The 20,470-nt window shown below is 67.9% G+C and carries 22 protein-coding genes; 8 read left to right on the top strand and 14 right to left on the bottom strand.

From position 1 onward, the window contains the following. Positions 1-32: 32 nt before the first annotated feature. The gene (locus tag DAT37_RS30980; RefSeq protein ID WP_109528379.1) at positions 33-443 is read right to left on the bottom strand and encodes a DUF732 domain-containing protein; all 411 of its coding nucleotides are present in this window, start codon (positions 441-443) and stop codon (positions 33-35) included. A gap of 306 nt (positions 444-749) precedes the next feature. Between DAT37_RS30980 and DAT37_RS30975 the strand changes: the two genes are divergently transcribed. Then, a complete protein-coding gene (locus DAT37_RS30975) occupies positions 750-1,193 on the top strand; it encodes a hypothetical protein (protein ID WP_109528378.1) in 444 nt (147 codons plus the stop codon). Positions 1,194-1,205: 12 nt separating this feature from the next. On the opposite strand, the gene rsgA is transcribed toward DAT37_RS30975, so the two are convergent. The 3 genes from rsgA to DAT37_RS30960 form a co-directional block, all read right to left on the bottom strand. Continuing rightward, complete coding sequence (gene rsgA / locus DAT37_RS30970) at positions 1,206-2,198, bottom strand: ribosome small subunit-dependent GTPase A (protein ID WP_198654508.1); 993 nt, start codon at positions 2,196-2,198, stop codon at positions 1,206-1,208. 19 nt (positions 2,199-2,217) lie between these two features. Continuing rightward, the gene (gene aroA / locus DAT37_RS30965) at positions 2,218-3,528 is read right to left on the bottom strand and encodes a 3-phosphoshikimate 1-carboxyvinyltransferase (RefSeq protein WP_109528610.1); all 1,311 of its coding nucleotides are present in this window, start codon (positions 3,526-3,528) and stop codon (positions 2,218-2,220) included. Positions 3,529-3,676: 148 nt separating this feature from the next. Next, positions 3,677-5,185 (bottom strand): aldehyde dehydrogenase family protein, encoded by a 1,509-nt coding sequence (locus tag DAT37_RS30960; RefSeq protein ID WP_109528377.1) that lies wholly within the window; start codon positions 5,183-5,185, stop codon positions 3,677-3,679. A 179-nt stretch (positions 5,186-5,364) separates the two neighbouring features. Between DAT37_RS30960 and DAT37_RS30955 the strand changes: the two genes are divergently transcribed. After that, the gene (locus DAT37_RS30955; protein ID WP_109528376.1) at positions 5,365-6,165 is read left to right on the top strand and encodes an SOS response-associated peptidase; all 801 of its coding nucleotides are present in this window, start codon (positions 5,365-5,367) and stop codon (positions 6,163-6,165) included. Positions 6,166-6,203: 38 nt separating this feature from the next. On the opposite strand, the gene DAT37_RS30950 is transcribed toward DAT37_RS30955, so the two are convergent. Together DAT37_RS30950 and ybaK are read right to left on the bottom strand one after the other, a co-directional pair. Further along, complete coding sequence (locus DAT37_RS30950; RefSeq protein ID WP_109528375.1) at positions 6,204-6,509, bottom strand: hypothetical protein; 306 nt, start codon at positions 6,507-6,509, stop codon at positions 6,204-6,206. A gap of 140 nt (positions 6,510-6,649) precedes the next feature. Next, entirely contained in the window at positions 6,650-7,141 is a 492-nt protein-coding gene (gene ybaK, locus DAT37_RS30945) for a Cys-tRNA(Pro) deacylase (RefSeq protein ID WP_109528609.1), read from the bottom strand. Between the two features lie 206 nt (positions 7,142-7,347). Here ybaK and DAT37_RS30940 point away from each other — a divergent pair, with 206 nt between their 5' ends. Next, positions 7,348-8,139 (top strand): sigma-70 family RNA polymerase sigma factor, encoded by a 792-nt coding sequence (locus DAT37_RS30940; RefSeq protein ID WP_232840098.1) that lies wholly within the window; start codon positions 7,348-7,350, stop codon positions 8,137-8,139. Positions 8,140-8,159: 20 nt separating this feature from the next. Continuing rightward, positions 8,160-8,423: a mycothiol system anti-sigma-R factor gene (rsrA, locus tag DAT37_RS30935; RefSeq protein WP_109528607.1), complete on the top strand. Its 264-nt coding sequence runs from the start codon at positions 8,160-8,162 to the stop codon at positions 8,421-8,423. A gap of 89 nt (positions 8,424-8,512) precedes the next feature. Here rsrA and DAT37_RS46530 read toward each other — a convergent pair whose 3' ends face one another. Beyond that, positions 8,513-8,587, bottom strand: coding sequence for a 50S ribosomal protein bL37 (locus DAT37_RS46530; RefSeq protein WP_022597109.1), 75 nt, complete (start codon positions 8,585-8,587; stop codon positions 8,513-8,515). 94 nt (positions 8,588-8,681) lie between these two features. Here DAT37_RS46530 and DAT37_RS30925 point away from each other — a divergent pair, with 94 nt between their 5' ends. Beyond that, entirely contained in the window at positions 8,682-8,897 is a 216-nt protein-coding gene (locus DAT37_RS30925; RefSeq protein ID WP_109528374.1) for a biotin/lipoyl-binding carrier protein, read from the top strand. Between the two features lie 19 nt (positions 8,898-8,916). Continuing rightward, a complete protein-coding gene (locus DAT37_RS30920; RefSeq protein WP_109528373.1) occupies positions 8,917-10,431 on the top strand; it encodes a sensor histidine kinase in 1,515 nt (504 codons plus the stop codon). A gap of 138 nt (positions 10,432-10,569) precedes the next feature. Here DAT37_RS30920 and DAT37_RS30915 read toward each other — a convergent pair whose 3' ends face one another. Both DAT37_RS30915 and DAT37_RS30910 read right to left on the bottom strand, forming a co-directional pair. Further along, positions 10,570-10,824 (bottom strand): WhiB family transcriptional regulator, encoded by a 255-nt coding sequence (locus DAT37_RS30915; protein ID WP_011211115.1) that lies wholly within the window; start codon positions 10,822-10,824, stop codon positions 10,570-10,572. A gap of 234 nt (positions 10,825-11,058) precedes the next feature. Beyond that, positions 11,059-12,021 carry a diacylglycerol/lipid kinase family protein gene (locus DAT37_RS30910; RefSeq protein WP_109528372.1) on the bottom strand — a complete coding sequence of 321 codons (963 nt, stop codon included), beginning with the start codon at positions 12,019-12,021 and terminating at the stop codon, positions 11,059-11,061. 127 nt (positions 12,022-12,148) lie between these two features. Between DAT37_RS30910 and DAT37_RS30905 the strand changes: the two genes are divergently transcribed. Further along, entirely contained in the window at positions 12,149-12,574 is a 426-nt protein-coding gene (locus DAT37_RS30905; RefSeq protein WP_232840097.1) for a hypothetical protein, read from the top strand. Between the two features lie 5 nt (positions 12,575-12,579). On the opposite strand, the gene DAT37_RS30900 is transcribed toward DAT37_RS30905, so the two are convergent. The 5 genes from DAT37_RS30900 to DAT37_RS46525 form a co-directional block, all read right to left on the bottom strand. Next, positions 12,580-13,278, bottom strand: a complete 699-nt coding sequence (locus tag DAT37_RS30900) for an endonuclease V (RefSeq protein ID WP_109528371.1) — start codon at positions 13,276-13,278, stop codon at positions 12,580-12,582. Positions 13,279-13,357: 79 nt separating this feature from the next. Further along, the gene (locus tag DAT37_RS30895) at positions 13,358-13,849 is read right to left on the bottom strand and encodes a GNAT family N-acetyltransferase (RefSeq protein ID WP_109528605.1); all 492 of its coding nucleotides are present in this window, start codon (positions 13,847-13,849) and stop codon (positions 13,358-13,360) included. Between the two features lie 2 nt (positions 13,850-13,851). Continuing rightward, positions 13,852-14,472 carry an acid phosphatase gene (locus DAT37_RS30890; protein WP_232840096.1) on the bottom strand — a complete coding sequence of 207 codons (621 nt, stop codon included), beginning with the start codon at positions 14,470-14,472 and terminating at the stop codon, positions 13,852-13,854. Between the two features lie 52 nt (positions 14,473-14,524). After that, a complete protein-coding gene (locus DAT37_RS30885; protein ID WP_109528369.1) occupies positions 14,525-15,760 on the bottom strand; it encodes an Rv3212 family protein in 1,236 nt (411 codons plus the stop codon). Between the two features lie 27 nt (positions 15,761-15,787). Beyond that, on the bottom strand, positions 15,788-18,850 hold the full coding sequence (locus DAT37_RS46525; RefSeq protein ID WP_408637464.1) for a DEAD/DEAH box helicase: 3,063 nt from the start codon (positions 18,848-18,850) through the stop codon (positions 15,788-15,790). A 520-nt stretch (positions 18,851-19,370) separates the two neighbouring features. Between DAT37_RS46525 and DAT37_RS30875 the strand changes: the two genes are divergently transcribed. Then, positions 19,371-20,429 (top strand): alpha/beta hydrolase, encoded by a 1,059-nt coding sequence (locus DAT37_RS30875; RefSeq protein ID WP_109528368.1) that lies wholly within the window; start codon positions 19,371-19,373, stop codon positions 20,427-20,429. Positions 20,430-20,470 lie beyond the last annotated feature (41 nt).

Genomic DNA, 20,470 nt, shown 5'->3' with positions numbered 1-20,470 from the left:
TCTCGATCCGTGGGCGCTTTCCTTTCACCGGGTCAGAGCCGGTTCCATGGACAGACCGCGTCGACGGCGGCTTCCAGGAACAGATACGGGTATTTCACGGCGGGTCTGGTCTGCTCGGCGAGGCGCATGCGATTGCGTGCCGTGTTGCCGTGGGTGTCGAGGTATTTGCATTCGGCCTGGGCCAGTTCGATCGCGGCGTCCTGCGTCGGATAGTCGGCGTCGTCGTAGTCGGTCCGCCTGAGGAACAGCAGGTCGGCGGCGTTGCGCGCGGGACCGGGATTGCCGTTGGCCGCCGAATCGGCATCGCTGCTGGTGGAATCCACGGCGGGCGCCGCGTGGGCGCCCTGCGCGCCGCCCGCGAACAGCGCGGCGCACGCGAGGGTACTGCCCAGAATCGTGCGCACTGTTCTCGATAGGTATCGCGTGTCGAGCGGTGCGGTCATCCTCGTCCTCTCGAATTCTCGTGAGCAGAGCTATCTCCGGCCGACGCGGTCCCGAGCGACGGGCAGACGGTATCGAAAAGAAACCCCCTGTTCGGGGCACAACATATCGGAAAGCTCGAGCGGACTGAGGGTTTCGCGATTCTTCGGCAAACATTGGGGAACCGAGTGGTTTCCGGTCTGTAATTACCGAATTCGAGGGGGAAGCGTTCGCACTGTTCCCGAAATACCGGGCGGTCCTGTAGTGGCCTTCCGTGGCCGGGACGGTGCGACGGGCGGCGCGCAGGCCATGGCCGTACCGTCCACGGTATGGGCGACAACGAATCTCCGCGCGACTTTCCCCGATTCACCGAACAGGGGTATTGGCAGTGGCGCGACGAACTGGAGTCCGGACTGTCGGTAGACGCCCCCGAGGCCGCCCGTTCGCTGATACACGAGGCGAACGGGTGGTACGAGGCCTTCCTGCGGAACCGGCGGCGACTGCTGATCCGCCGGTCCGTCCTGCACGGAATCGGGATCACCGTCGTCGCGCTCGGCGTACTGGCCGCGGCGGTCGTCGCCGGGGTGTACTGGCGTGATCGGGTATGGGCCACGGTGCTGTGCGGGCTGCTCGCGGCGCTGGCGCTCTACCGATACGTCAGCACATTGGCCGCGACCAGAGCCGCGCACAACCTCGAACACCGGGTGCTGTCACGGCAATTCCCCGCGCCCCAGGCGATCTGGGAGGAGACGGTGCGCAAACACACCGGCTGAGCGACGACCCGGTTACCACGCCTCGTTGGTATTGAGAGCCTCGAGCAGCAGGCGGATCGCGGCGACGCGTCGTTCCTTGCCCGGAAGCTGGTCGAGCGCGCATTCGGGATCGGTCGGCGGGCCGAGATGGGTGCAACCACGCGGGCAGTCCTCGATGGCGGCGGCCAGATCGTCGAATGCGGCGATGACGTCGTCGGGGGTGATGTGGGCGAGCCCGAACGAGCGGATACCGGGCGTATCGATGACCCAGCCGCCGTTCGGCAGCGGCAGTGCCACGGATTGGGTCGACGTGTGTTTACCCTTGCCGACACCGGACACCTCGCCGACCGCCCGTTCGGCTTCCGGCACAAGGCGATTCACCAGCGTCGACTTGCCGACGCCGGAATGCCCGATGAAGGCGGTGAGTTTTCCGTCGAGCAAGTCGAGAACCGGCTCGATGGGGTCGTCGACGCCGCCGTAGATGATGGTGAAGTCGAGATCGTCGAAGGCGGCGGCGAATTCGGATTCGGCGTCCAGATCGTGTTTGGTCAGGCACAGGATCGGCCGCAGGCCACCGGCGAACGCCGCGACCATGGCGCGTTCGACGAATCCGGTGCGCGGCGGCGGATCGGCCAGGGCCACCACGATGAACAATTGTTCGGCGTTGCCGACGACGACGCGTTCGAACGGATCGGTGTCGTCGGCGGTGCGGCGCAATACCGTCGTGCGATCGGAGACCCGGACGATGCGCGCCAGCGTGTCCGTGGCTCCGGACAGATCACCGACCACGTCGACCTGATCACCGACCACGATCGGGGTCCGCCCGAGTTCGCGGGCGCGCATCGCCACGATGCGCCGGTCCGGATCGCCGTCGAGAACACATCCCCACCGGCCGCGATCCACCGCGACGACCATCGCGGCCTCGGCGTCGTTGTGCCTCGGCCTGGTCTTGGTCCTCGGCCGTGAACTCTTACCCGCACGAACCCGCACATCGGTTTCGTCGTAGCTGCCTACTTTGCGGCTCACGGCCGAGCCCCGCTGACGTTCAGCGCGCCACTCCCGGCCCGGATAACGCGGTGTCGAGCATCCGCTCCCACAGCGAGACGAAATTCGGCAGGGTCTTCGCGGTCGTGCCGATGTCCTCGATCTCGATACCGGGCACCCGGAGCCCGAGAATCGCGCCCGCGGTCGCCATCCGGTGGTCGGCGTAGGAATGCCAACGGCCGCCGTGCAATTCGGCGGGCTCGATCTCGAGCCCGTCGTCGGTTTCGGTCACCTTGCCGCCGAGCCGGTTGATCTCGGTGGACAGCGCCGCGAGCCGATCGGTCTCGTGTCCGCGCAGATGCGAGATACCGCGCAACCACGACGGCGAATCGGCGAGGGCGGCGAGCGCGGCCACGGTCGGGGTCAGCTCGCCGACGTCGTGCAGGTCGATATCGATGCCCGCGAGGCGCTCCGGCCCGCGCACGGTGAGCACGCCGTCGAAGATGCGCGCCTCCGCGCCCATCCGCACCAGGATCTCCCGGATCACGTCACCGGGCTGGGTGGTGAGCCGCGGCCAGTGCGGAATGCTGACCTCGCCGCCGGTGACGGCCGCGGCGGCCAGGAACGGCGTCGCGTTGGACAGATCCGGTTCGATATCCCAGTCCACGGCCCTGATCGGGCCGGGGCGCACCGTCCAGGTCTGCGCGTCGCGGCTGTCGGCGGGGGTCTGTACCTCCACGTCGGCGCGGCGCAGCATCTCCACCGTCATCTCGATATGCGGCATCGACGGCAGTGCCTTGCCGTCGTGATGCACGATCAGCCCCTCGTCGAAGCGGGCGGCCGAGAGCAGCAGACCCGAGATGAACTGCGACGAACCCGACGCGTCGATGGTGACCGAGCCGCCGCGCAGCCCGCCCTTGCCACGGACGACGAAGGGCAGCGCGTCGCCGTCGATATCCGCGCCGAGCCCGCGCAGCGCGTCCAGGATGGTCCGCAGCGGACGCACTCGCGCCTGCGCGTCGCCGTCGAAGGCGACATCGCCGTTCGCCAACGCCGCGACCGGCGGCAGGAAGCGCATCACCGTGCCAGCGAGACCGCAGTCGACCGAACCCGCGCCCAATGCCGAGGGGACGACGGTGAGCGTCTCGGCCTCGCCGGTGATATCGGCGCCGAGCGCGCGCAGCGCGCCGATCATCAGGTCGGTGTCCCTGCTGCGCAGCGCACCGGTGATGGTCGAGGGCCCGTCCGCCAGCGCGGCCAGGATCAGCGCGCGGTTGGTGATGGATTTCGATCCGGGCAGGGTGACGTTCGCGTGGACTGGGACATCGACATGGGGCGCTGGCCAATAGGTCACATCACCATCTTGGCCCATCCGCCGACCGGACACGCGGGCGGTCGTGAACTGGCCGGTAATTTCGGTCGTCGCGTCGTTCGCGACGACCGTGGGCGCGGTGCGGGCAGACGAGCGGGGCGCGGGATCGAGATCCCGCGCCCCGCTCGGCATTGTCGGCTCCGACGGTCTACTTGTGACGTCCGTGCAGGAACGGCACCAGCTTGCGCAGCAGTTTCATGGTGGATTCGGTGCGCGAGTAGCTCAGCAGAGCCATGCCGGGAACAGTGAACCGCTGCACCGCGATCGAATGCGGACGCGAGAATTCGCGCAGGCCCGGCTCACCGTGGATCCGGCCGATACCCGAATCGCCGACACCGCCGAAGGGCAGTCCCGCGATGGCGGCGAAGGCGAGCACCGAGTTCACCGAGGTGGCGCCGACGCGCAGTCGGCGCGCGATCTCCAGCCCGTTGTTCTTGGAGTAGACCGCCGAGGACAGGCCGTATTTGGAGTTGTTGGCCAGCCGTACCGCCTCGTCGACGCCGTCGACGGTGCGGATGGTGAGGGTGGGTCCGAAGGTCTCCTCGGCCACGGCCTCGGAATCCTCGTCGACGTCGACCAGTACGACGGGTTCGATGAACGGGCCCTTGATCGATTCCGGGCCGCCGAGCACGGCGGTGCCGCCGTTCTTGAGCGCGTCGTCGATGTGGCGGCGGACGATATCGATCTGGCTCGGCATGGTCATCGGGCCGTAGGAGGCCTTGCTGTCGGAACCCGGCTTGACATCCTGGAGGATCCGCTTGACCTCGGCGACGAATTCGTCGCGTACCGAACGATCCACGTACACCCGCTCGACACCGGCGCAGGTCTGGCCGCTGTTGGCGGTGGCGCCCCAGGCGACCGCGTCGGCGGCGGCCTTGACGTCGGCGTCACCGGCGACGATCACCGCGTCCTTGCCGCCGCATTCGAGCAGCACCGGCGTCAGCGTCTGCGCGGCGGCGGCCATGATCCGCTTACCCGTCGCGGTGGAACCGGTGAAGGCGATCTTGTCGACACCGGAGGCGACGAGCGCGGCGCCGGTGGCGCCGAGGCCGTTGATGGTTTCGAAAATGCCTTCCGGCAGTTCGGGATTGGCCTTCTTGAAGGCCTCCGACAGGAAGTTGCCGATACCGGTCGAGTACTCACTCGGCTTGAAGACGACGGTGTTGCCGCCCGCGAGCGCGTAGGCGATGGAGCCGTTGGGGGTGTAGACGGGGTAGTTCCACGGCCCGATCACGCCGACCACGCCGAGCGGGCGCTGTTCCAGGCGCGCGGAGAAGTTCGACATCAGCGCGCCGGGGGCGATCTTCTTGGGCGCGAGGTATTTCTTGGCGTTCTTGGCGGCCCAGGCGATGTGTTCGAGGGCGAGCATCAACTCGAGGTACGCGTCGTCGAGCGGCTTGCCGTTCTCCCGGTGGATGAGCGCGCAGAACTCGTCGGACTCGGCGACGAGACGGCTCGACCAGCGCAGTAGATGTTTCCTGCGGTCGTCGAAGCTGAGCGAACCCCAGGTGGACGCGGCGGTACGGGCCTTGTCGACGGCCGCGCGCACCGCGTTCTCGTCGGCGATCGTGTAGGTCGCGATGACCTCGCCCGTGGCCGGGTCGACCGACTGCAGCGCCGTATCGGGGGCGGTGGGTGTGGTCTCGGTGGTTGTCACGGTGGGACTCTCCTCTTACCTGTGGGCGGCCGGTCGGTGCGCGTGCCGGAGCGGAGGGTCTGATCCGACCCCTCCGTTGAGAGAATGCTAAGCGAAAACTCTCACCAGGTCACCACAATGCCGCTTTGTCTCCCGTTTCGGCTCCGACCTTTGTCGGGGCGGGATGGCAGGATCGAAATATGTGCGGACGATATGCCACCACCACGGACCCGGGCCGGCTGGCGGTCGAGCTGGACGCCATCGATGAGACCGACGGTGACGGCCGGGCCGGCACCAGCGGATACGCCAACTACAACGTCGCCCCGACCACCCAGGTGCTCACCGTGGTCGAACGTCACGATCGTGAACATCCCGACGACGATCCGGCGCTGCGGATCCGGCGCATGCGCTGGGGCCTGGTCCCGGTCTGGACCAAGGTCGCCGAACCCGGTGTCCCGGTGAAGGGCAAACCGCTGTTCAACGCCCGCGCGGACAAGGCCGCGACCACCGCGTCGTTCCGCGACGCCGTGAAATACCGGCGCTGCCTGGTGCCGATGGACGGCTGGTACGAATGGCTGGTCGAACCCGACGCGCTCGATGGGGCCAAGGGCAAGGCCGCCAAACAGCCGTACTTCATGGCGAACGCCGACGGCTCCCGCCTCTACATGGCCGGACTGTGGTCGGTCTGGCGTGATCGCTCACTGCCGGAGAGTTCGCCGCTGCTGTCGTGCACGATCCTCACCACCGACGCGGTCGGCGAGCTGACCGCGATCCACGACCGCATGCCGCTGGCGATGCCGCGCGAACACTGGGACGCCTGGCTGGACCCGGACCACCCCGCGCCCGACGAACTGTTGCGGACGCCCGAACCCGAATCCGTGGCGGGCATCGTCGCTCGACCGGTCTCGCCGCTGGTGAACAGCGTGAAGAACAACGGTCCGGAATTACTGGCCGAAGTCGACGGCTCCGCGCCGAAGGCCGGGCAGATGCGTCTGCTCTGACCGGCCTTCGGCGGGGGTGAGCGGTCGGTCGCGGTGCGTCAGAGCCCGCAGTCCACGGCGTCGGTCGCGATGTTCAGGCCGCATTTCGCGACACCGGAGATCAGGTCGATGATCTCGGAGGCGAGTCCGCCGCCGAATTTCTCGGCCTTCTCCGCCATCGCTTGTTCCTGCGTGCCGGGTTTACCCGGTGCGTCGTCGGCGCCGAGGCCGTCGAAGGGGGAATCGCCGTGTGTCGTGGGCGGCGCGGCGGCGGCGATCGGGGTCAGTACCGGCGTACCGAGGCCGAGTACCGCCGCCCCGAACAGGGCGACGACCACGGTGCGCAGACGTTGGTGTCGAAACATTTCGCATCACATCCTCGGGTCGGACCAATCGGACCTTGCGTAGACGGGTAACGCTTCGAATCGGTAACACCGCAGATCAGTAACGCACATTCGCGTCCCCGTGGCTCGTGACCGCGCCGGACGAGGGCCGACGCGTCGGGTCAGGCCGTGATGGACGCGCTCACCGCGCCTGCGATCCGGATCAGGTCCGTCGGCGCCAGCTCGATCTCCAGGCCGCGCTTGCCCGCGCTGCACAGCACGCGATCCCAGGTCAGCGCCGAGGCGTCGACCACGGTCGGCAGCGGTTTGCGCTGCCCCAGCGGTGAGATGCCGCCGAGCACGTACCCGGTACTGCGTTCGGCCTTGGTCTTGTCCGCCATCACGGCCTTCGGCGCGCCGAGCGCCGCCGCTGCCGCCTTGAGCGAGAGGGTGTTCGGCACCGGGAGGACGGCCACCGCGAGTGTGCCGGTGGACAGTTCGATCACCAGCGTCTTGAAGATCTGATCCGCCTCGACGCCGAGTTCCGCGCCGAGCGCGTCGACGGCTTCGGTGCCGTAGGAATCGCTGCGTGGGTCGTGCCGGTACGCATGGACCCGGTGCTCGACCCCGGCCGAGGACAGGGTGCGGATCGCGGGGGTCGCTGCGCCTGCCATGCGGGTCACCTTAACGGCGGCGGCCTCGCGGTGCGTACCGGTTTTCGCCGTGACCGGCGCTCTACCGGGAACACAGCGGGGCCGGTACATGTTGCACAGCCATGTAGAGCGCACCGAATCCGCCACGGCGGGAGGAGCGCCCGGCGAGGCGGCGGGTCGGATGCCCGCGCCCGCTACGGATAACAGGCCGTATCACAGGAAGGGAGATGCCGGTGCCCGTACTGCTCGACGAACGTCCGGTCCGCACCGAGGCGCCGCCGTCGGACCCGCGATTGTCCTTCGATCCGAACTTGCCGGTAGATTTGGCAGGTACGCCGATCGAAGGGACAGGTGTGACGAGCGACGACGACGGGGTGACCGAGAGCACGGTCGGCGCCGCGCGCGGCGACGATGCGGCAACCACCGCACCGGTCGACGAGGCCGCGCTGGCGCAGCGGTTCGAGCGCGACGCGCTCCCGCTGCTCGATCAGCTCTACGGCGCGGCCCTGCGGATGACGAGGAACCCGGCCGACGCCGAGGATCTGGTGCAGGAGACCTACGTCAAAGCGTTCCAGGGATTCAAATCGTTCAAGGAAGGCACCAACCTGCGTGCCTGGCTCTACCGGATCCTGACCAATACCTACATCAACTCCTATCGCAAGAAGCAGCGTCAGCCCGCGCAGTATCCGACCGACGAGATCACCGACTGGCAGCTCGCCGCGACCGCGGAGCACACCTCGACCGGTCTGCGTTCGGCCGAGGTCGAGGCGCTCGACGCCCTACCCGACGACGCGATCAAGGCGGCGCTACAGGAATTGCCGGAGGAATTCCGGATGGCGGTGTACTACGCCGACGTCGAAGGCTTCCCGTACAAGGAAATCGCCGACATCATGGGCACTCCCATAGGTACGGTGATGTCCCGGCTGCACCGCGGACGCAAGCAGCTGAAGGGTTTGCTCGCCGACGTGGCGCGCGAGCGTGGATTCAATCGGGGCGAGCGCCAGGAGGTCAAGCAGTGAGCGATCAGCGGGACCCCGATATGGAGCTCGACTGCACGGCGGTGATCGCCGATGTCTGGCTGATGCTCGACGGTGAATGCGACGAGTCGACGAGAGCTCGGCTCCAGCACCACATGGACACCTGCTCGCCCTGTATCGAGGCATACGGCATCGAGGAGAAGATCAAGGGTCTGCTCAGCCGCAAATGCGGTGGTGACCGCGCGCCGGATTCGCTGCGGGACCGGTTGACGCTCGAGATTCGCAAATCGGTCACCGTGACGCGGATCGAGACCACCGAGGCCTGAGCCCGGTAAAATATTCGAAAACAATTGAGCGGCCCGCTCTTCCGTGAGGAGGAGCGGGCCGCTCGGTCGCGCTCGGCCGCAGCCGCGGCTCAGGCGTTGGGCCGCTTGCCGTGGTTGGCCGCGTTTCCCTTGCGGCTGCGCTTCTTACGTCCGCGCTTACCCATAAGTAGACCTCCTTCTGATTGAAGGCCATTCTTTCACGTGTGGTTGGCTGTAGCTGCAGCGGATACGGACCCGACCGAACGAATGAGGTGTGTCATGGCTGAGGAAGTACGCGCGGAGATGGTGTCGACGGTCCTGACGGTCGAAGTCGCGGTGGGCGAGAAGGTCGCGATCGACCAGACCCTGGTGCTGCTCGAATCGATGAAGATGGAGATCCCGGTGCTCACCGAGACCGAGGGCGAGATCACCTCGATCGCCGTGGAGCCCGGCCAGGTACTCCAGCAGGGCGACCTCATCGCCGTGATCTCCTGAGTGACGCGGTAGACCCGACGTGTCGACCCTGAGTGAACTGCTCGCCGAACATACCGATCTGCCCGGCGTCGCCGTGGATCACCTGCAACGGGTGGTGGGCGACTGGCAGTTGCTCGCCGACCTCTCCTTCGCCGATCTGCTGCTGTGGGTCGGCGCCGGACCCATCACCGACGGCGCCGATATCGTGTGTGTCGCCCAGTGCCGCCCGACGACGGCGGCCACCGTCCATCTCGAGGACATGGTCGGCAGCACCGCGATGAACGGCGACCATTTCCAGGTCTTCGACGCGCTGCGGACCGGCACGGTGGTGCGCTCGGACAGCGATGTGGAGGCCGAGGGCGTCTACCACCCGCATCCGGTGCACGCCGTGCGCGAGGCCATTCCGGTGCGCTGCGGCGACGATGTCATCGCGGTGCTCAGCCGCGACACCGATATGCAGCGGTCCCGGGTGCGCAGCACCCTGGAGATCGCCTACCTGGCCTGCGCCGACGACCTGTGCCAGATGATCGCCGATGGCAGTTTCCCCACCACCGAGGATCGCGCGGCCACCCATTCCAGTCCGCGCGCCGGTGACGGTTTCATCCGGCTCGACACCGACGGCATCGTGGTCTACGCGAGCCCGAACGCGCTGTCGGCCTATCACCGGATGGGTTTGCAGGCCGATCTCGCCGGTCAGGATCTCGCCGTCACCACGCGTTCGCTGATCACCGATCCGTTCGACGCCCAGGAAGTGGTCGGCGATATCCAGGCCGCGCTCGCCGGGCGGACGGGCAGGCGGATGGAGGTCGAGGCGCGCGGAGCGACGGTGCTGTTGCGCACCCTGGTACTGCGCCCACACGGCGAACTGGCGGGCGCCGCCGTACTGGTCCGCGATGTCACCGAGGTCAAACGCCGCGATCGCGCGCTGCTGAGCAAGGACGCGACCATCCGTGAGATCCATCACCGGGTGAAGAACAATCTCCAGACCGTGGCCGCACTGCTGCGTCTACAGGCCCGTCGCACCGAGAACGAGGAAGCGCAGGTGGCGCTGACCGAATCGGTGCGCCGCGTCACCTCGATCGCCTCAGTGCACGAGATGTTGTCGATGTCGGTGGACGAGGAAGTCGACCTCGACGAAGTCGTCGACCGGCTGCTGCCGATCATGGCCGATGTCGCCACCGTGCACACCACCCGCATCAAGGTACGCCGCGCGGGATCGCTCGGGGTTTTCTCCGCCGAACGGGCCACCCCCTTGGTGATGGTTCTCACGGAACTGGTGCAGAACGCGATCGAGCACGCCTTCGATTCGGGTGAAAACGGCACGGTGACAATCCGTTCGGAACGGTCGGCCCGCTGGCTCGATGTCATCATCAGCGACGACGGTCGCGGCCTGCCCCCCGGTTTCAGCCTGGAGGCCTCCGACCGGCTCGGCTTGCAGATCGTGCGGACGCTGGTCACCGCCGAACTGGGTGGTTCCATCGGTCTGCACCCCGGCGCGGACGTCGGCACCGATGCGGTGCTGCGCGTTCCGCTCGGACGTCGTTCCGGTCGCTGATCTCCGTCGAGTTCCCGAGAATCCTTTCCGGAATCATCACCTCGTCACGGTATAAGAAAGCCCGGCACCTACGAAGGGTGCCGGGCCGAAATGCGTTGGCGGACCGGGCTGAATGGTCCGCCTGCGCTTATCGTCGAATCAGACGACAGTACGGGTGCGAGTGCGCGCATTGCGACGCTTCAGCGCACGGCGCTCGTCCTCGCTCATACCACCCCACACGCCGGCATCCTGCCCGGACTTCAGGGCCCAGGAAAGGCAGTCGGCGGTAACGGGGCAGCGAGCGCAGACCAGCTTGGCATCGGCAATCTGCGCGAGCGCAGGACCACTGTTACCCACCGGGAAGAACAGCTCGGGGTCCTCATCGCGACAGATGGCCTTGTGGCGCCAGTCCATTCCTCTGCTCCTTTGCTGGGCGCCACAATTGGCGCCTACGGTTTCTGGTTCGTTCACTTGTGCGACTCGAATGTTTCCGCACGGTTGCTTGTGAATGCTTTCACGAACACCGTAGATGTCAATAGGTCTACGGCGCACCGTGGGGAAGCTCACGCTCACGAAGTCCCCGCATAGGGGCCCTGCCCGGTCCTTTGTACTCGCTCCACCGGGTTTTCGCAGCACAACCACGATGTTTCAGGGGGTGATTCGTGCCCTGTTCGGCCGCGGCGCGATCACATCCAGCACATCGGGCACCGAGGTGAAATCCACCACGTTCCGTTTCCCGATGAAATCGCCATCGATTTGCAGGCCGATCGGTTCGCCCGTCTCGACCCGCACCGACGGCACATCGTCTTCACGAAATAAATTGTGCGACTTGGGATTTCCATTCGCCGCCAGGAGTTGGCGGGCCAGCAACAGAGTTGGCGCGACCGACATGGACCGCACGGCGAACACGCCGAGCCCCGTCTCGAATGTCGTGCCCGGGTTGGTGTGCACCGGCGTCGAGTTCAGGTACGTCCACGGGCTCGCGTTCGTTATGAAGGCGTAATGGACCTCGCCGACCGGCTCGAATCCGGGGATTTCGATGCGTACGGTCGGGTCCTTGCGTCGGGCCCGGAAGAATTGTCGCACAGTTGTTCGAATATATCGGGCCGGGGTTGCGGCGTGACCGCTCGCGCGACTGTTGTCGATCGCCTCACACACATCCGCGTCGAGTCCGACGCCCGCGCTGAAAGTGAACCACCGATCGTCGGCCAGACCGAGTCCGATCTTGCGGTCGCGCTCGAGGGTCAGCAGATCGATCAATTGATTGGTGGCCGTCACCGGATCGGGCGAAATTCCGAGTGCGCGCGCGAAGACATTCGCCGAACCGCCGGGAATCACGCCCAGGCGCGGCAGCCAGGCCTGACCGTCGTTCAATTCCGGCAGGGGCAGAAATCCGTTGATCGTCTCGTTGACCGTCCCGTCGCCCCCGTGCACGACGATCAGATCCATTTCGTTGGTCGATGCCCACTGGGCCAATTCCGCGGCGTGTCCGCGATGCTGGGTGTGCGCAACCGTGAGCTGTGTCCGGCTCTCCAACGCGTGCGCCAGCAGATCCCTGGTCGCCGGCGTCGTCGAGGTGGCATTCGGATTCACGATCAGCAGCGTCCGCACGCTGGCAGCCTAATGGGCGCGCGCGGCGGGTCCGAAAAGCCGCGGTCCACCTCGCCCGCGCGGCGCCCACCGGATCGCCGCGGTGGTCTCGCTGCTCGCCGCGGTGGCCTCCTCGTAGGCTGGGCCCGTGGTCGACAGTGGTGAAGATACGGATTCGGCGCGGGTGCCGACGACGGTGCGAGGCGCGGGCGGGCTGGTCGCCGTCGAAGGCGCGGTCGCGGTGATCGTCGCCGTGGTACTCGTGGTGCGCGGGCTTCTCGGACACGATCAGACGCAGACGAGCGGATACGGCACGGCGGCCTGGTTCGGCATCCTCGGCGGTGCGGTACTGGCCGCGGGCGTCGGTCTGCTGCTCGGTCACCGATGGGGGCGTGCCATCGCGACCATCGCCCAGCTCCTGCTGCTCCCGGTGGCCTGGTCGCTGCTCACCGACTCCCATCAGCCGGTCCTCGGGGCGTTGCTCGGCGTCGCCGCGATCTGCGCGCTCGTGCTGTTGTTCGCGCCCAAGTCCAACCTGTGGATGGCCCAGGAGTACGGCGCGGATCCCGAATAGGCCGGTCAGCCCGCGATCTCGCCGCGGCGCAGTACCGCCTCGCGCAGCGCCCGGCGGCACAGTTGGTCGGCCTGCCGGGTGGTCTCGGGCTGGCGATAGTGCGGCGTGAGCGACAACACCTGCTCGCACGCGGTGTCGAGATCGATGAGATGGCCCACCGAGACGTACAGCGGTTTCACCCCGGTCCTGGTCCGCAGCACCCGGCCGACCACCTCGCCGTCGAGCCGGATATCGGCGCCGTCACCGCGTTCGGGCCCGGGATCGCGACAGTCACCCCAGGCGTTCTTGGCGACGCCGATGGTCGGAACACCCGCCAGGATCCCCAGGTGGCACGCGAGTCCGAAGCGGCGGGGATGGGCGAGACCCTGACCGTCGCAGATCAGCAGATCCGGTGCCGCGTCCAGCCTTTCGAGGGCGGCGAGCGCGGTCGGCACCTCGCGGAAGGCCAGCAGGCCCGGCACGTACGGGAAAGTCGCCGTACCGAGTACCACGGCCGAGGTGACGGTCTGCAACGTGCGGGCGTCCAACGCCACCGCGGCGGCGGCGACCAGGCCGGAATCGTCGTAGGCCGAGTCGATTCCGGCGACGACGCGGAAATCCGGCGGTCGCGGATCGGTCGCGACGACCGACGGCCGCAACCGATCCTGCACCGCTGTCGCCGCGTCCGCGTCGTCGGGCCAGCCGTCGGGCACGGTGACCTTCATCGGTGTCCTCGACTCACTCGGCGGCGCGATATTCCTGTCCCACCGTACAACTCGCGCGATCCCGCGATCCCGCGATCCCTCAGCGTGCCTGCGCGGCCAGTGCGGCCAGCGCTTCCCCCGAGAGCCGGTAGCCGACCCACGCGTCCTGGCTCTGCGCGCCGATGGATCGATAGAACGTGATCGACGGGGTGTTCCAGGTGAGTACCGACCAGTCTACGCGGCTGTACCCCTTGTCCACCGCCTCCTGTGCGAGTGCGGCCAGCAGCCCCCTGCCGTACCCCTTGCCCCGCGCCCACGGCGAGACGTACAGATCCTCGAGGAAGATGCCGTGCACACCGTTCCAGGTGGAGAAGTTCAGGAACCAGATGGCGCACCCGACGATCTCCGACTCGTCCTCCACGACATGCGCGAAAAGTGCGGGCGTCGGGCCGAACAGCGCCGTGCGCAGCTGTTCCACGGTGAGCGCGCACTGGTCGCCGGCCTTCTCGTATTCGGCCAGATCGTGGACGAGACCGACGAGGGCCGGAATGTCGGCCTCGGTGGCCCGACGGATCTCGGCGGTTTCGGGCAGGGTCACGACACGTCTCCGTTCGTTGCGGGAATCAGATTGTGCGCCAGGATGCTTCGCACATCATGCTGGTAGCCCAGGATGCTGACGGCCGCGGTCGACATGGGAAAGCGGCGGCCTTCGCGCACCTCGAACTCGGCCCAGCGGGCGATCAGCACCCGCGAGAAATGGCCGTGCCCGACCAGGATCACGTCCCGTTCGGGCAGCACCGCGTCGACCGAGGCGAGTACGCGATCGGCCCGCGCGCCCACCTGTGCCGCCGTCTCGCCACCGGGAACGTCGCCGGTGAAGATGGTCCAGCCGGGCGCTGACTCCCGGATCTGCGGGGTGGTCAGGCCCTCGTACTCGCCGTAGTCCCATTCGACCAGATCGTCGTCGACGACCGTGTCGGTCAGGCCGACGAGTTGCGCGGTGTGCACCGCACGCAGACGCGGACTGGTCAGCACCAGAGGATCCCGCAGCGCGAGGTCGGCGATCATTGGTCGCGCCGCCTCGGCCTGCGCCTCGCCGTCGGGCGTGAGCGGCAGGTCGGAACGTCCGGTGTGGCGACGCTGCTTCGACCAGGAGGTCTCCCCGTGTCGGAGCAACACCACCCGGGCGGCGTCGAGTGTGGAGCGTGCGGACATGTCATCCATTCTGGCCGCCTCCTCGTCGGCGGTGGTGACCAGGGCCGTGTGCTCAACCGAGGGCGTAGAGAACGGTCCCGCGCTTCTCCAGGACCGTGGTGCCGAGCACCGCGAGGGACAGCGGGGAAGTGTCCGCGCCCGGACGCGGCACCGGGATACGGGAGATCTCCGCGCCGGACAACGGTTCGAGCACGGCGATACCGTCGGTCACCGGCACCAGCAGTTTGCCCGTCATCATCGCCGGGGTGCCGACCACGTCGGGCGCGGCCCACAGCGGATCGAAGGTGCTGCCGTTCAACGCGATCAGGCTGTTGCCGGTGAACACGAAGAAGGTCGACCCGAGTTTGACGGCGGTGGCCTTGTCGCTCAGTGGCGCCGACAGTTGTTGCACCACGAGGGGATTGCCGTTGCCGTCGTAGACGGCCAGGCGTGGCGGCGCGACTTCGGTCGCGTCCGTGGGCGATCCGCCCGGCATGTACAGCAGGACACGGCTGTCCGATACCGCCAGCACCCGCGTCTCCGGGGCGTCGGCGCCGACACCGGACAGGACGTGTGAGCCGTACTCCTCGGGAACCGTATTGTCCTTCGGCGCCGGATTGAGCACCGTCAGCCGCCGGGCGGGATCCTGCGGGCAACGCTCGATCACGGCCAGCCGGGACGGACTCGAACCCGACGAGAGCAGATCGCAGCCCGAACGCGGTTGGGTCTTCACGTTCACCGGCGCGTCGACGTAGCCGTATTCGATGGTCCGCACCAGATCCGAGCGCCACAGTTCCAGGCGTCGCGGCCCCTGCGCGAGCGCGTAGGTGCCGTCGACCGACAGCCGCACCGTCTCGTCCATGTAGCTGCTGCGCGAGGTGCGCCGCTCGCCGGTATCCCCGGCGAGCAGCGTCGCCTGACTGCATCCACGTTGATCGCGATACACCGCGAGCACCATCGCGAACTGCGACTCGACCCCGCACAGCGGCATATCCCGCCGGTACCGCCACACCTGCGCGCCGGTCAGCGGATCACGCCCGGTGACGGTGCCGTCGTCGCCGGTGACGGCCACTCCCGCCGAGGTCAGCGCTCTCGAATCCGCGCTGTCGGAGGCGTGCCACAGCTCTCGCAGCGTGGTGGGCAACCGGTCCGCGGCGGGCGGCGCCGACACGGGGGTCGACGCCGTCACCGAGTCGGTGCCGGTCGCGTCGCCGCGCGCCCACACCGCCACGGCCGCGAGCAGTACGAGTACGGCGATCGCGACCGCGGAGATGATGTCGGCGCGCGTTCGCCGCTCGGGTGCGAGCACGATTGCGAGAGTAGCGGATCCGCCGAACTAAGCCGAAGTGGTCGCCGCCGAGGCCGTGACCACATCCTGCCCGTCGGTTTTACGGCTGCGCCTGCGCGGTGTCTCGCCCGCCGTCGAAGCCGTGGTGGTCGCACCGTTGGCCGCCGCGTCGAGGCTCGCCGCCGTCGTCCGGGTGCGACGCCGTTTCACCGGCGCCTCGATCTCGGTCGTCACCGATTCGGCGACGGTCGAGTCGGCGGCTTCGGCTACCTTGCGGGTCCGACGGCGCACCGTCTTCTCGGCAGGTTCGGCGACGTCGCCGGTTTCGGCAACCTCGGCGACCTCTGCCGCCACTGCCTTCTTGCGGCTGCGCACCGTTTTCGCGGGAGCGACAGATTCGTCGCCCGCCACCGTGACCTCGGCCGATTCGACCGCCTTCTTGCGACTCCGCACCGGTTTCGCCGCGGGTTCTGCGGTCGGAGTGACCTCGGTCGCCTCCGCTTCCGCCACGGTCGCCTTCTTGCGGCTGCGCGTGGTCTTCGCCGCCACGGGTTCGGCGGCGTCGTCCGCGACCGGGGTCGCGGCTTCGGTGACCGCTGTCTTCCTACGAGTGCGAGTCCGTGCGGGTGCCGCCTCGGCTGTCGCGACCGCGGACGTCGCCGGTTCGGCCGCCTTTGCCTCGGCTGCCTCGGCCGTCTTCGCGGTCGAGACTCCGATCGCATCGCCCGTCGTCGTGGCGGCTGCCGCAGCCGCCTCGCCTGTCGTCGTGGCCGCTGCCGTGGTCGACTCCGCCGCTGCGCTCGAGGCCGAGGCCTCGCCCGCGGGTGCGGTCGCCTTCCTGCGACTGCGGGTAGGCGCTACGACCGTCTCCGCCGCGCTGTCGGCGGCGGCGGTCACGGCCTTGTCGGTGGTGGTCGCGGCCTTGCGGCTGCGGCTACGAACCGGTTCGGCGGTGGGGTCGGCTCCGGCGACGTCCGCCGTGACCTTCCTGGTCCGCCTGCGGACCGGCTTCTCGGCGACCGAGTCATCGGCCACCACTACCGTGGTCGCCTCGACCGCGGTGCTCGCCGCGGTGACGTCGACGACCGTCTCCGGCCTGTCGATGACGGCCGTCGCGAGGCCCGTGCGGTCGGTGGACGCCGTGGCGTCGACGGACGCCGCCGTGACGTCGGCGACGATCGCGCCGTTGGTGGACGCACTACCGTTCACCGACGCGGGGACATCCGAGCCTGCGTCGAGAGCGCCGGTCACCGTTCCGGAACCGGTGGAGATATCGCCGACCGAGTCGCTCACCGTCGGAGCCGACGCGGTGGGACCACCGTTGTTCGTGGAAGTGACCGAAGGATCGGTGTCGGTGTTCGGGACCGAACTCGACGAACCGGCAGCGGACTCGCCGCGACCCGACGTACCGCCGTCGACGGTCCTCGAATCGTCACCGGAAGGCCTGCGACGTCGCCGCCGCCGTCGCGCGGGCTGCTCGGTGGTGTCGTCGCCGGTGCTGTCCTCGGCGCTCTCGGTCGGGGTCACCTCGGCCGTGGCATTGTTCGCCGCGGCGTCCTGGTCCCCACCCGAGCGACGCCGACGCCGCCTGCGACGCGGTTGCCCGCCTTCTTCGGCCGTGCCTTCGACACTCGCGTCGGCACGGGTTTCGGCTCCACCGTTCTCGGGGACCCCGTTCTCGCCACCGGTGGTGCCGCTGTTCTCCACACCGTCGATCGGCTCACCGGCGCGGGTACGCCTGCGATTGCGTTTACGCGGCGCGCGCGCGGGCCGCTCGACGACTTCGGCCTCCTCCTCGCGGACCACCGGCTTCGCCTTGCGGACGTGGCCGGTCGTGCCCTCGGGGATGCCGAGATCGCTGAGCAGGTGGGGGGAACGCGAATACGTTTCGACCGGGTCAGGGATGCCGAGGCCGAGCGCCTTGTCGATGCCCGCCCAGCGGTTCAGCTCGTCCCAGTCGATCAGGGTGATCGCGACACCGGTGCGTCCGGCGCGGCCGGTCCGCCCGATCCGGTGGACGTAGGTCTTCTCGTCCTCGGGGCACTGGTAGTTGACGACGTGGGTGACATCGTCGATATCGATGCCGCGCGCCGCCACGTCGGTGGCGACGAGTACGTCGATCACACCCTTGCGGAATTTGTTCAGCGCCTTCTCGCGGGCGATCTGACCGAGGTCGCCGTGTACGGCGCCCACCGCGAACCCGCGGTCGGCCAGTTCGTCGGCGACCTTCTGCGCGGTGCGCTTGGTCCTGGTGAAGATCATGGTCGCGCCACGGCCCTCGGCCTGGAGCACCTTGGCGATCAATTCGTGCTTGTCGAGCGCGTGCGCCCGGTAGACGAACTGGGTGGTGCGGTCGTGAATGGCGGAGTCGTGCGGTTCCTCGGCCCTGATATGCGTCGGCCGGGTCAGGAACGTGCGGGCCAGGGTGATGATCGGGCCCGGCATCGTGGCCGAGAACAGCATGGTCTGACGCTTGTCGGGGACCATGCTGAGAATGCGCTCGATATCCGGCAGGAAGCCCAGATCCAGCATCTCGTCGGCTTCGTCGAGGACGAGCACGCCGACCTTGCCCAGGATCAGGTGATTCTGGTTGGCGAGGTCCAGTAGTCGTCCCGGCGTTCCGACTACGACGTCGACGCCCGCGCGCAGCGCGGCGATCTGGGACTCGTAGGGACGTCCGCCGTAGATCGAGGCCACCTTCAGCGGCCCCTGGTGATTGGTGAGGTATTTGCTCGCGTTCTCCAGGTCGGAGGTGACCTGAATGCACAGTTCGCGAGTGGGGACGATGACGAGCGCGCGCGGTGTGCCGTCCAGCGGAGTGGTTCCGGTATCGGCGGTCGCGATGCGGTGCAAAAGCGGCACGCCGAATCCGAAAGTCTTACCCATTCCGGTGCGGGCCTGACCGATGAGATCTTCGCCGGCCAACGCCAGCGGCAGGGTCAGTTCTTGAATCGCGAAAGTGCGTTCGATACCGATCTCGCCGAGTGCGCGAACGATTTCGTCGCGAACTCCCAATTCCGCGAATTTCGGTGCAGTGTGTGTGTCATCCAGTTCGGCGGTCAACAGGGTGTCGGTGAGACCGGGTTCCTGTTCGACAGTGATCTTGCTCAGGTTCGTGCCTTCCTCGTAATCGCGTCACGCGCGCACGAGGCGTGGGGCGGACCGGTCGGTCCACGACAACCACGTATCCGCCTGTGATACTCACCCGGGCCACTGCCGGACGTCACCAGGGTGCCGTGGATACGGCAGCGACCCGGGACATCGGCGCGGCGCAACGGTGATGCGGATCTGGTGCGCGCACATTTTCCTGACACCGAGAAATTCCGGCTCCGAACCTGGTCCAAGGCCTTCACGACCCTTCCGCTGGACGCGGTAAAGGTACTGATCCGGCAGCTCCGGTCGAGCGAATTTTCTCGTTGTCCGTAGTGATTGTAGCGTGATATTGTGCACCGCTCGAATTGCCGCCGCGGTATTTTTCGGACAAATCGGCGCCTGCTCCGCATCGGGTCCGCGATGTCCGGTGCGAGACATGGCAATTCATGTCCCGGTGACGAATCCGGACAACCCGAGAATCGCGCCGGGACGGGACTTGCCTGTAACCGTCGGTACCGCGATGTGAGAGATTCTTGGTGTGAGTCTCGCAGACACCGTCACCCTCGCCGCCCGCAATGCCTGGGCGCTCACCTTCGGCACCGGCGTGCGGGACCACGATCCCGCCCCGTCGACGGTGCTGTGGGATGAACCGCACCGGCGCCTGAGTCGCTTCGACGGCGCCGAATCCGATTCCGCCACAGCGACATCCGCCGTGCTGTTGGTTCCGCCGCTAGCCGCGCCCGCGCTCTGCTTCGACCTGCGCGCCGACCAGAGCGTCGCGCGGTTCCTGCTGGAGACCGGTCGATCGCCGTATCTCGTCGACTACGGCGAGATCACCTTCGCCGACCGGCGGATGGGCTTCGAGCACTGGATCGACGACATCCTGCCCGAGGCGATCCTGCGCACATCGGCCGATCGCGGCGGAGCGCCCGTCGACCTGATCGGCTGGTCCCTCGGCGGCACGCTGTCGCTGCTCACCGCCGCCGCGCACCCGCACCTGCCCGTCCGCTCGATCACCGCCATCGGCTCGCCGCTGGACTACGACAGGATGCCGGGGGTGCCCCAGCTGCGCGCGGTGGCCGAACTCACCCGGGGCGACCTCGTCGCGTCGACCGCGGTCCGGCTCGCGGGCGGCGTGCCCGCTCCGCTCACCCGCATCGCCTACCGGGCCACCGCCTGGGATCGCGAACTGCGCCGACCGTTGTTCGTCGCGCGCAATATCGCTAGAACCGAAACCCTGGCCAGAATGGAATCGGTGGACCGATTCATGGCCGCGATGCCCGGCTATCCCGGCCGCTTCTACGGGCAGTTGTGGGGCCGGATGTTCCTGAACAACGACATCGGCCGCGGTGTCGTGCGACTGGGGGAGCGGCGGATCGCGCTCGCCGAGGTGACGGCCCACGTCCTGTTGGTCGGCGGACCCGACGACGTCATCACCCCGGCCGCCGCCGTCGAGGCGGGCGCGGCGAATCTGACCGGCGCGGCCTCGGTGCGCTACGAGACCGCACCCGGCGGCCATCTCGGCATCCTCACCGGCGACACGGCGCGCGACACGACATGGGCCGCCATCGACAAATTCCTCGCCGAACTGCGGTAGTCCGGCGACGCGAAACGACAAAGTTCGGGTTGGCAAGGCCG

This window comes from Nocardia aurea (genome assembly GCF_003123685.1).
GTDB lineage: Bacteria > Actinomycetota > Actinomycetes > Mycobacteriales > Mycobacteriaceae > Nocardia > Nocardia aurea.
This window is presented reverse-complemented; position numbering and strand designations above follow the sequence as displayed.

Excerpts from the sequence above, each read along its gene's own strand:
- DAT37_RS30980 (WP_109528379.1), bottom strand. The coding sequence starts at position 443 with ATGACCGCACCGCTCGACACGCGATACCTATCGAGAACAGTGCGCACG.
- DAT37_RS30975 (WP_109528378.1), top strand. The coding sequence starts at position 750 with ATGGGCGACAACGAATCTCCGCGCGACTTTCCCCGATTCACCGAACAG.
- aroA (WP_109528610.1), bottom strand. The coding sequence starts at position 3,528 with ATGGGCCAAGATGGTGATGTGACCTATTGGCCAGCGCCCCATGTCGAT.
- DAT37_RS30955 (WP_109528376.1), top strand. The coding sequence starts at position 5,365 with ATGTGCGGACGATATGCCACCACCACGGACCCGGGCCGGCTGGCGGTC.
- DAT37_RS30950 (WP_109528375.1), bottom strand. The coding sequence starts at position 6,509 with ATGTTTCGACACCAACGTCTGCGCACCGTGGTCGTCGCCCTGTTCGGG.
- ybaK (WP_109528609.1), bottom strand. The coding sequence starts at position 7,141 with ATGGCAGGCGCAGCGACCCCCGCGATCCGCACCCTGTCCTCGGCCGGG.
- DAT37_RS30940 (WP_232840098.1), top strand. The coding sequence starts at position 7,348 with ATGCCGGTGCCCGTACTGCTCGACGAACGTCCGGTCCGCACCGAGGCG.
- rsrA (WP_109528607.1), top strand. The coding sequence starts at position 8,160 with ATGGAGCTCGACTGCACGGCGGTGATCGCCGATGTCTGGCTGATGCTC.
- DAT37_RS30925 (WP_109528374.1), top strand. The coding sequence starts at position 8,682 with ATGGCTGAGGAAGTACGCGCGGAGATGGTGTCGACGGTCCTGACGGTC.
- DAT37_RS30915 (WP_011211115.1), bottom strand. The coding sequence starts at position 10,824 with ATGGACTGGCGCCACAAGGCCATCTGTCGCGATGAGGACCCCGAGCTG.
- DAT37_RS30900 (WP_109528371.1), bottom strand. The coding sequence starts at position 13,278 with ATGAAGGTCACCGTGCCCGACGGCTGGCCCGACGACGCGGACGCGGCG.
- DAT37_RS30890 (WP_232840096.1), bottom strand. The coding sequence starts at position 14,472 with ATGTCCGCACGCTCCACACTCGACGCCGCCCGGGTGGTGTTGCTCCGA.